Source organism: Pantoea sp. S62 (genome assembly GCF_016658625.1).
GTDB classification, from domain to species: domain Bacteria; phylum Pseudomonadota; class Gammaproteobacteria; order Enterobacterales; family Enterobacteriaceae; genus Pantoea; species Pantoea vagans.
In genome coordinates this window covers 18728-28115 of record NZ_JACVVI010000028.1, presented here as the reverse complement: position 1 = coordinate 28115, position 9388 = coordinate 18728, and the positions used below count along the sequence as shown (strand labels likewise).

Genomic DNA, 9388 nt, shown 5'->3' with positions numbered 1-9388 from the left:
GGTGTTAGTGTCTTAACGGACGTGAGGGTTCAAGTCCCTCTCTTCGCACCATTGCGGTGATATGAACAGACAACTCGATGCGAAGGTGGCGGAATTGGTAGACGCGCTAGCTTCAGGTGTTAGTGTCTTAACGGACGTGAGGGTTCAAGTCCCTCTCTTCGCACCAACGTTGTCATCCTCTGTTTTCCCCGCAATGCCCTTTTGCTTCCCTTGCAGTACCGTTTTATCCCCTGCTCATTTTAGTTTTTCAGCTCGCTTTAGCTCACCCGGCACGTCGATTTCACCCTCTTCGCCTCGATTAAATCAGATGAAAATTCACAGAGATCGCCGCCAGGCCACCCGCTAATGCCAGGCAGGATGGCAACAGCAGATAGTGTCGCAGACGCTGATTAAACAGCATCACGACAGTCAGCAGCAGCGCCACCGTCATGACCATCCGCCACTGACTGAAGCTCGGTTCCCATAAGGCGAACAGCGGCAGTGCGATGCAGGGCAGCAATACGCCCCACGCGCTATCCAGTTTTTTACCCAGTGCCCAGCTGACTCCCCACAGGCCGCAGGCCGCAATAATCGCTATCCCCATGACGCAAACCTCAAATGATAAGCATTCCCATTATCATATGACAGTTTTAACGGCCTTGCAGCCTGTTTTTGTCACATCCGGCAACGAAGATGACAGACCAGTTGGAAAATGCTAGATTGCGGCCGATAACACCTTTAATAACAGCAACAGCAATAATTTGCTCACTCTCTGGCAGAATCTTTTTTTGCCGGCTTGCGCTTTGGTATTTCAGGGCCGTCACGAGTATTTATAATGAAATTACAATCATATGAAGAACTGAAACAGAGTAAATACCGGCTTTCAGTGATGCTTTTTCTCTTTTTAAATATCGCCGTTTCGCTATTTTATCTGCTGCCTGTAATGAGCAATGAGACCAATGACGCGACACTGCCGGTAATTTGTGTGGCTGCTTTTAGCGGCATCATGTTAATTACCTATTTAATATGGCCCAGACTAAAACTTCCCCTGTTAAATCCTGTGGCACTACTGCTGGGCATGCTCTGGGCCTGGCACATTAATTATCGCTTTCATCAGGTGTTCTATTTTGATGGTGGCTTTCTTATTATCAGTTTGATCAGTGTGTTATTTATCAGTGCTATCGCCCTGAGCGATTATCTGGGTGCATTTTGTCTGCACGTCGCGCCGCCGGTCTTCACCGTATTACTGCTCGACAATGGACAGCATCTGCCGCTGATCCTGCTGACCATCATCCTGCCTCTGATCGGTTTCTCTTTGCAGCATCTGATGCGCCGCCGTGCCGACAACTTTACCCTGCGTCTGATGCATCAGCTTTATGAAGAGAAAGAGACATTCAGTGACCTCAGCATGCTCGATCCGCTGACCGGACTCTATAACCGTCGCGGCCTGAAGAACCGGCTCGATAATATTCTGGAAAACCACGCCGGCAGCCACTACGTGCTGCTGCTGGATATCGACCACTTCAAGGCCTATAACGATAATTATGGGCATGCGATGGGCGATCAGGCACTGGCGCGTGTCTCTGTCGCGATTCGTGATGCGGTGCGTTCGCGCGATGTCGTCACCCGCTACGGCGGCGAAGAGTTTCTGGTGCTGATGACCAATGTGAACAGTTCGATCGCCATGAAGCTGGCAGAGCGAATTCGCCAGTATGTGCTGGATTTAGAAATCCCTCACCTTTTCAATGAGACCGTTTCCACCCACGTGACTATCAGTGCGGGCATCGCGCCCATTTATGATAATGAGTTCGATCTGGCGGTCGCCAATGCGGACAGCGCGTTATATGTGGCTAAAAATCAGGGTCGCAATACCATTCTCGCCTGGGAAGATTTGCCCCGACAGCAGCCTCAGACCTCCAGCGAACATGCCTGAGTAAGCATAACGCGGTCGTTGCTGACCGGAACAGTGGCGAGCGATGTGCTGCTCTGTCCGGCCTGATGACCGCTCTCAACCCCCGCCGATTTCCCGCCAGCAGCGACGATTTTTTACACGACTTGTAGAGTTAATCAATAACGATTATCATTTGCTTTCTTATCTACACTTTCTGCGAGTCGTCATGGCAACTGCTTCAGCTCAGGAACAGCGTTTTAGCGCTCAGTCGATGATCTTCCGGCAGAATGACCGCCCGCTGGCGGAAAGTCTGCATGAGCGGCTGCAGCAACAGCGCAGCTATCTGCTTGAATCGACGAAGTTCAGCCAGTCTGCTCCGCGCGATACGCTGACGCTTGCCGCCTGGTCGGAATCAGAGGCCTTTGCCCCGCTCATCCAGCGCTATAGCGATTATCTTTATCGCGATCATCCTGATGCCGTTCGTGAAGCGAAACCGGTGCTGTCACTCTGGGCACAATGGTATTTTGGCCTTCTGCTGCCTCCGCTCATCATGGCGTTATTGCAGGAGTCACGTGCGCTGGACTGCTCGCCTGAGCATATTCGCGTCGGATTTCATGAGAATGGCCATCCGGCCACGTTCTGGATCGATGTGCAGGAAGATGAAGAAGCGCGCTATCTTAATTCCCTGCAGCGCATCGACCGGCTGATTCAGCAGCATCTGATCCCGGTGGTCAAGGGTATTACGCAGCATGGTGATATCAACGCCCGACTCATCTGGAACAACATGGGCTACTCATTCCAGTGGTTCCTGGGTGAGCTGAAAAGCCAGATCGATGAGGCGCTGATCCTGCAACTGGAGCAGGCGCTGTTCTTCAACCAGCGGCTGCTGGATGGCAGCGAAAACCCACTTTATCGCACCATGATCCCGCGCAACGGCGAACTGGTCCGTCGCAGCTGCTGCCAGCGTTATCGCATCCCTGATGTCGAACAATGCGGCAACTGCACCCTGAGCGGCAGCTAAACAGACTTAATTACAGCGAATTCTCCGTTTATCTCGTTTACAGGCACTGAGGCTTGTGGCAATTTTTACGCCTTCGATCAGCCTGGAGAGAAAGATGAGTCTGGAGTCCGTGCGCCAGTTCTTTGCCGAACACGCCCCTGAAATTGAAATTATTGAGCTGGCAGAAAGCACTGCAACGGTCGGGATGGCTGCACGTGCCCATGGCGTGACGCCAGGAGAGATTGCCAAGACCCTGTCACTGAAAGTGAAAAACGACGTGGTGCTGATTGTGACACGCGGCGATGCCCGGCTGGATAATCGCAAGCTGAAAGCGGCTCTGGGCGCGAAAGCGCGGATGCTGAGCGTCGACGAGGTGATTAACTGGACCGGCCACCCGGTGGGCGGCGTCTGTCCGTTCGGTCTGGAGAATCCGCTGACCGTCTACTGTGATGTTTCACTGCGCAGCTTTGAAGAAGTCCTGCCCGCCGCTGGCGCTATCCACAGCGCCGTCCGCATCTCGCCACAGCAGATGGCTGAACTGACTAACGCCCGCTGGATCGACGTATGCGAAGCGATTTAACGCTTTGCATCGGCTCACAAACCCTGCATTTCTGCCTGCGCCCGAATGCTGCTGACAACCTGACAGATTTTATCAGCCGATGATAATCACCGCCCCATCATGGCAGTTAATCACGCGCAGTAAGCGGGCGCAGTTAATCGCCCATGACTTCAGGATGTCAGGCGCTTAAATGCCTGTTCGATGATCGACAACAGCAGCGTGTTATCGACGCTATGCAGCACATGCACCGATGCACCGCAGTGATCAGGCACACCGACAGTGAGCCGAAGCGGCTGACGATAACGCCAGCTTTTGCCACGCGTCGCACCGGGACGTAGTTCGATATCAACCCGGTAATCGATACCCGAGGCGACTCGCTGATTCAGCAACCAGGCGACCACCAGCGCATCGTGGATCCAGCATCCTGCCAGCTGACGGGTTTCCATTGAATAGTCGATCCACGGGCGCAGCGTGTCGCGTACAAATTCGGTCAGCGGATGATCGGCCGCGGTGAGACGTGTCAGATCCTGCTGGGTCAGCAGCGTCTGCGTGGTGACATCCATCGGCACCAGTGTTACCGCAGCACCGCTGTGCAACACCTGATGCGCCGCCTCGGGATCCAGACCAAAATTGGTGTCTTTGATGTAATCATCCAGCGAGAAGACGCCGCCCATGATCACAATTTCCGCCACCGATTCTGCCATGGCGGGATAGCGCTGCATCGCCAGCGCCACATTCGTCAGCGGACCAATTGCTACCAGTGTAATCTCGCCCGGATTGTCGCAAATCAGTTTGCCGATAGCGTCAGCCGCATCAAACGCATCCGCCGCAATATCGGCTGGCTGACGCACATCCTGCCAGAGCTTTTCTAGCGCAAGCTGATTGACCCGATGATCCAGCGTCTCGCGCCATGGCGCAGGATCTTCCTGTAACGCCTGCGTCGCGCCCTGTACGACCGGGATAGATAATCCCAGCCGGACGATCAGATCTTTGGCAACGCGTGCACCCACGTCACATGGCGTGTTACCCGCTACGGTAGTGATCAATTCCAGCGACAGGGCTGGTGAAGCTAAGGCCAGCGCAATCGCCAGCCCATCATCGGTGTTGGCACCCGCGATACCATTGCCGGGATCGCAATCAATAATGATTCTTTTCATATTTTTATAAATTAACTCTGACTTTGCGGCTGACAGCCGCAGGATTCACCAATTTCAAGATAGTGTGGAAACTCCTTTAATTGCGCTTCGCTCTGTCCCTCTTTCAGCATCTGAATCGCAGAGCGTGCCATCTCACGCAGTGGCTGGCGCACGGTCGTTAATGTCGGAACATGAAACGACGAGTGATTGGTCCCGTTAAAGCAGACCAGTGCCACATCCTGCGGCACGCGAAGGTGATGTTCGGAAAAGGCGCGAAGCGCGCCAATCGCCTGACCTTCATTGCTGGTAAACAACGCACGAGGCACACAGCCGCGGGCGATCATGGTTTGTGCCGCCTCGTAGCCGCCCTGTGGGGTGTAGCTGGCGGGGAACATCAGCGACTCATCAATCGGCAGGCCACGATCGTGCATGGCATCGCGCCAGCCCTGAATACGATCCTGTGCGTTGAGCATATCGACCGGGCCGCTGATGATCCCTACCTGCTGATAACCGTGACTCAACAGATGTGCCGTCACCTGCCACGCGGCCTGACGCTCATTGACCCGCAGCATGTTCACGCCCGGCTGAGGCTCAACCCGCTCCAGCATCACCAGTGGCGTTCCGCTGGCTTTAATCAGGTCGATGTAAGGATGGCGATCGACGCTATTGTAAAACAAACCATCGACCTGCCGATTGAGCAGCCCCTGAATTAACTCCAGTTCGCGTTTGCGGTCATCACCTGCATCACCCAGCAGCATGACGTGACCGTGGTTCATCGACTCCTGCAACAACACGTGCGCCATTGACGCCACGAAGGGATTGCCGATGTTGGGCACCACCAGCCCAAACGTTTTGGTGTTGCCGGAGGCCAGCGCGCGTGCTGCTGCATTGGGCCGGTAACCGGTGGCTTTAATCGCCTCCAGTACCCGCTGACGGGTCGCCTCAGCGACCGGACGAGGCCCGTTATTGATGACATAACTGACGACTGCCACTGAGGTGCCTGCCGCTTTCGCAACTTCACTGCGGGTCACTTTTCCCGTTAACGACTTAGGCACATCACGTTCCTCCATAAAAAAAACAGGCCGCTTTACACGGCCTGCTGTTTATCGCTCTCTCCTGGCAGACGGCACCTTCAGGTAAATCTAGATGGCATCTTCAGGCAGATTGAGATTCCGCCCTCGCGTCTCAGGAGCGACAAAAGTGGTAAAGAATCCAATGGCGGCCATTGCCGAGAAGTAGACCGCAATCGGCCACCAGTGACCGGTATAAGAGAGCATAGCAGCGGCAATAAGCGGCGCTGTGCCGCCGGATAAAATCGAGCCAAGCTCTTTGGCCACTGCCATTTTGGTGTAGCGATGTTGAACGCCGAACATTTCCACGCCCCATGCCGCCTGCACCCCATAAATACCCAGTGACGCCAGCGCCATACCGACCACGATAACCGGGATCACCAGCATCGGTTCACGCGTGTCCAGCAGCGTAAAGGCGGGCCAGGCATAGATCATCAGTAACAGGCAGAAGACGCGATAAACGATCCGGCGACCAAAACGATCAGAGAGCCAGCCCGCAAACGGAATAATCAGGAAGCCCAGCAGTGAGGCAAGGAACACCGCCGTCGTCGGTACGGACTTATCCACCATCAGCACCTTCGCGACATAACCCACCATGAAGCCCTGAGCAAGATAAGAAGGGCCATTTTCGCCGATGCGCAAACCTATCATGGTCCAGAAAGCGCGGGTACGCTGGAAGAAAGGACGCGAGTCCACGACTGGCGCGGCCAGTACGCCTGCACGTTCCGCTTCCATTTCCGCTTTCCTGCGCTCAAACACTGGCGTTTCACGCAGGTGACGTCGAATCCACAGCGCAACAAGGGCAATTAGCGCACTGCTGAGGAAGGGAATACGCCAGCCCCACTCCAGCAGGCTCTGCTGATCCATCTGCACTACCAGCAGCCAGACCAGCGAGGCCAGCAACGTACCGCTGTTAGACCCCAGAGCAATAACGGATGAAACCAGGCCACGACGCTTAACGGGCGCATATTCACCCAGCATCACCGTGCCGCCCGATAACTCTGCGCCCGCGCCGAAACCCTGGGTAAAGCGCAGCAGCACCAGACAGGCCGGAGCCCAGACACCAATCGCGGCATAGCTCGGTATTAAGCCGATAAAGGTGGTGGAAGCGCCCATCAGAATGATGGTGGAGATCATCACGACCTTTCGGCCTTTGCGGTCGCCGAGCCAGCCGAAAAAGAGTGCGCCGATAGGCCGGGCAACAAAGCCGACTGACCAGGTAGCAAAGCTGGAGAGCAGTGCCATTGCGGGAGTCGATTCCGGAAAGAATACGTCGCCAAAGATGATACCGGCAGCCAGACCGTAGAGCGCGAAATCCGCGTACTCCATTGCCGTTCCGAGCCAGCATGAGAAAGTGGCGCGCCAGAAATCTTTGCGGCCTGAAGAAGTGTTAAACCGCTCGTCGGCGGCTGAGGTGGAAGACAGTGATGCCTGCTGCTTAACGGAATTGTGTGCCGTCATAACCCTATCCCTGAATGAGTATGCAGATTGATAAACGCCCGTCCATGGGTCGATTCCCTGATGAAAGCGGAATTCCCCCGGTGGCGACGTTCAGTTGACTAACCATGATGAAAGGTTAAAGGATTCCCTGGTGTTGGAATCTTGTTCTTCGCCCCGTTTCGCCGATGTATTTTTCACCGGTCGCTTAAACTGAGCGAATGTAACTTAACAATCAATGGAGCCTACTGTGCATCGCACCGTGAGCAATCACTGGGGACCTAGTGTATCTACGCGCGTAGATAAATCAAGAGATCCCGGCGCAAATTGTTAGTAAAACTTCACTATCACATTGCGTCATCACACATTTTCAGCGCAAATTCAGCCAGTTAACTCCACTATATCGCACAATAAAAAATCACTCTGCGCGGTAAGTTAGCATTTTCTCTAATCATTAAGCGTTATAAGCGGGGCTAAAATCCTTTCATCGGGTTCTGTTGTCGCACACCCGGATTACCTGCAGATGACACTTCATCTTTATTCTGAAAAATCGCGGCAAGCGCAGACAATGCGTTACCCTGAAAAAAAGCCTGACAGAGGTGTTATGACCATTATTCTGATGCGACACGGTAAACCTGACCACCAGGCAGCGGGTCGCCAGAGCGTGCAGGCACTGGCAGACTGGTGCGAAGCTTACGATCAGTCCGGAGTCAGTGACGGACCGCCACCGCGCAGTATTAAGATTGCTCGTCAGGCCGCAATTATTGTCTGCAGTCCCCTGCCCCGCGCGCAATCTTCTCTGAGCCAGCTTGGCCTGCAGCCTCATGAGATTGATGCGCTCTACAGCGAAGTCGCCGTACCGCTGCTGCGAACGGGGGATTTTCAACTGCCGACAATCTGCTGGCTGGCCTTACTGCGGCTGTTGTGGTTCTGCGGTTATGCGGGTGAAGCGGAGTCGCTGCAACATGCGCGCAGCCGGGCCTCGGCGGCGGCAGAGAAGCTGATCGAGCACTCACGGCGTGGCACGGTGCTGCTGCTGGGCCACGGCATCATGAACAAGATGATTGCGCGAGAATTACGTAAACGCGGCTGGCAGGCAGAGAAACATGCCAGCAGCCGCCACTGGAGTTCTGCGATCTATCATCGTCCGTTTATCTGACCCATCGGAAAATAGCCCAGCACCTCACAGCCCGTTCCGACACGCGGTGTGGCAATCACTTTACGCTGCGCCAGATCGATCACACTCAGCGTGCCGTCATCCTGATTCGCAATCAGCAGCTGTTGCCTGTCTGGCGTGAAGCAGCCATCCATCGGCATGTTTCCCACGCTGATATCGCCCAGCGGATTCAGCAGGTCGTCAAACAGCGTTACCAGCGGTTCTTGATCGCCAATCGCCACCAGCTGTTCGCCATCGGCGCTGAAGCGAACCACCTGGCAGGGCTGCTGATGACCCGGCAGCGTAATGCGCTGGCGAATACGGTGGCTCTGTCGGTCGATCACATAGAGCAACGGCGCATCTGCTGCGCTGGCGACCAGATAAGGGTGTTTTGGTGAGGCGGCGATACCCGCAATCGGGCCCGGCAGCAGAATCGTATCAATCACCCGTCCCTCTGCTTCACAGAGATCCACGACGGTGATGGTCGCATCCTCTTCGTTATCGGTGAACAGTTTGCGGCCGCTGGGTGACAGCGTCAGGCGATGCGCGTTGTGAGAAGGAATCGGGATGATCTTTTCCACTTTGTCGGTCTGCGGATCGATTACGGCTACGGCGGCGCTCTGCTCACAGCAGAGATAGACTTTGCCATCGCGGCCCAGTTGCCCGCTGTGTGGTGCTCGCAACGGCGACAGATCGATAAAGCCGCTGATCTCACGACGCTGCAAATCAATGATCGCCACTTTGTGACCCGGATGCGGGTTATTGCCATGAACACCGTCACCATAGATAGGCACATACGCTTTACCCCAGGGTGCCAGCATCAGGAGTTCATGCGGCCGCGGTGGAAAAGCGTTCAGCTCGCGCTCGACCGCGAAGGTTTCCGGGTTAAGAAACAGGACGCGATTGCCCTGCTTATCAACCGCCAGTAAACCATAGGATTCACTCTGCATGCGCGCTCCTTTCTCAGTAAGTTCTTCTTAAGCGTAGACAATCCTCTTCAGGCTGTCCGATTCCGCAAATTGTTGAGCCGGGCTTACGCCACACGTTAAGCGCAATACTCACTGTTTCTGAGGTCCGGGCCCTGAGAGAAGCCAAAGGCTTAGCATAATATTCAGACATTCCTTAGTTATGCGTTCCGCCACATTTAAATAACTGATTAA

The 9388-nt window shown here is 54.8% G+C and carries 9 protein-coding genes and 1 tRNA gene; 5 read left to right on the top strand and 5 right to left on the bottom strand.

Features of this window, described 5'->3' with window-relative positions; all coding sequences use genetic code 11:
- Positions 1 to 79: 79 nt before the first annotated feature.
- A tRNA-Leu gene (locus IBT54_RS24005) sits at positions 80 to 166 on the top strand.
- 132 nt (positions 167 to 298) lie between these two features.
- Here the strand turns inward: IBT54_RS24005 and IBT54_RS24000 are convergent.
- Positions 299 to 583, bottom strand: coding sequence for a DUF1435 domain-containing protein (locus IBT54_RS24000; protein ID WP_013356681.1), 285 nt, complete (start codon positions 581 to 583; stop codon positions 299 to 301).
- A gap of 231 nt (positions 584 to 814) precedes the next feature.
- On the opposite strand from IBT54_RS24000, the gene IBT54_RS23995 reads away from it, so the two are divergent.
- The 3 genes from IBT54_RS23995 (at position 815) to IBT54_RS23985 (ending at position 3450) form a co-directional block, all read left to right on the top strand.
- A complete protein-coding gene (locus IBT54_RS23995; protein WP_013356680.1) occupies positions 815 to 1912 on the top strand; it encodes a diguanylate cyclase in 1098 nt (365 codons plus the stop codon).
- 184 nt (positions 1913 to 2096) lie between these two features.
- Positions 2097 to 2891, top strand: a complete 795-nt coding sequence (gene fhuF, locus IBT54_RS23990) for a siderophore-iron reductase FhuF (RefSeq protein ID WP_041456616.1) — start codon at positions 2097 to 2099, stop codon at positions 2889 to 2891.
- 94 nt (positions 2892 to 2985) lie between these two features.
- A complete protein-coding gene (locus tag IBT54_RS23985; protein ID WP_013356678.1) occupies positions 2986 to 3450 on the top strand; it encodes a YbaK/EbsC family protein in 465 nt (154 codons plus the stop codon).
- A 149-nt stretch (positions 3451 to 3599) separates the two neighbouring features.
- On the opposite strand, the gene IBT54_RS23980 is transcribed toward IBT54_RS23985, so the two are convergent.
- The 3 genes from IBT54_RS23980 to IBT54_RS23970 form a co-directional block, all read right to left on the bottom strand.
- Positions 3600 to 4586: a nucleoside hydrolase gene (locus tag IBT54_RS23980; protein WP_061061540.1), complete on the bottom strand. Its 987-nt coding sequence runs from the start codon at positions 4584 to 4586 to the stop codon at positions 3600 to 3602.
- Positions 4587 to 4597: 11 nt separating this feature from the next.
- The gene (locus tag IBT54_RS23975) at positions 4598 to 5620 is read right to left on the bottom strand and encodes a LacI family DNA-binding transcriptional regulator (RefSeq protein ID WP_041457176.1); all 1023 of its coding nucleotides are present in this window, start codon (positions 5618 to 5620) and stop codon (positions 4598 to 4600) included.
- Positions 5621 to 5707: 87 nt separating this feature from the next.
- The gene (locus tag IBT54_RS23970) at positions 5708 to 7096 is read right to left on the bottom strand and encodes an MFS transporter (protein ID WP_013356675.1); all 1389 of its coding nucleotides are present in this window, start codon (positions 7094 to 7096) and stop codon (positions 5708 to 5710) included.
- A 580-nt stretch (positions 7097 to 7676) separates the two neighbouring features.
- Between IBT54_RS23970 and IBT54_RS23965 the strand changes: the two genes are divergently transcribed.
- A complete protein-coding gene (locus IBT54_RS23965; RefSeq protein WP_033781772.1) occupies positions 7677 to 8231 on the top strand; it encodes a histidine phosphatase family protein in 555 nt (184 codons plus the stop codon).
- Here IBT54_RS23965 and IBT54_RS23960 read toward each other — a convergent pair.
- Positions 8213 to 9178 (bottom strand): WD40 repeat domain-containing protein, encoded by a 966-nt coding sequence (locus IBT54_RS23960; RefSeq protein ID WP_201253220.1) that lies wholly within the window; start codon positions 9176 to 9178, stop codon positions 8213 to 8215. The two genes, IBT54_RS23965 and IBT54_RS23960, sit on opposite strands and share 19 nt — an antisense overlap.
- Positions 9179 to 9388 lie beyond the last annotated feature (210 nt).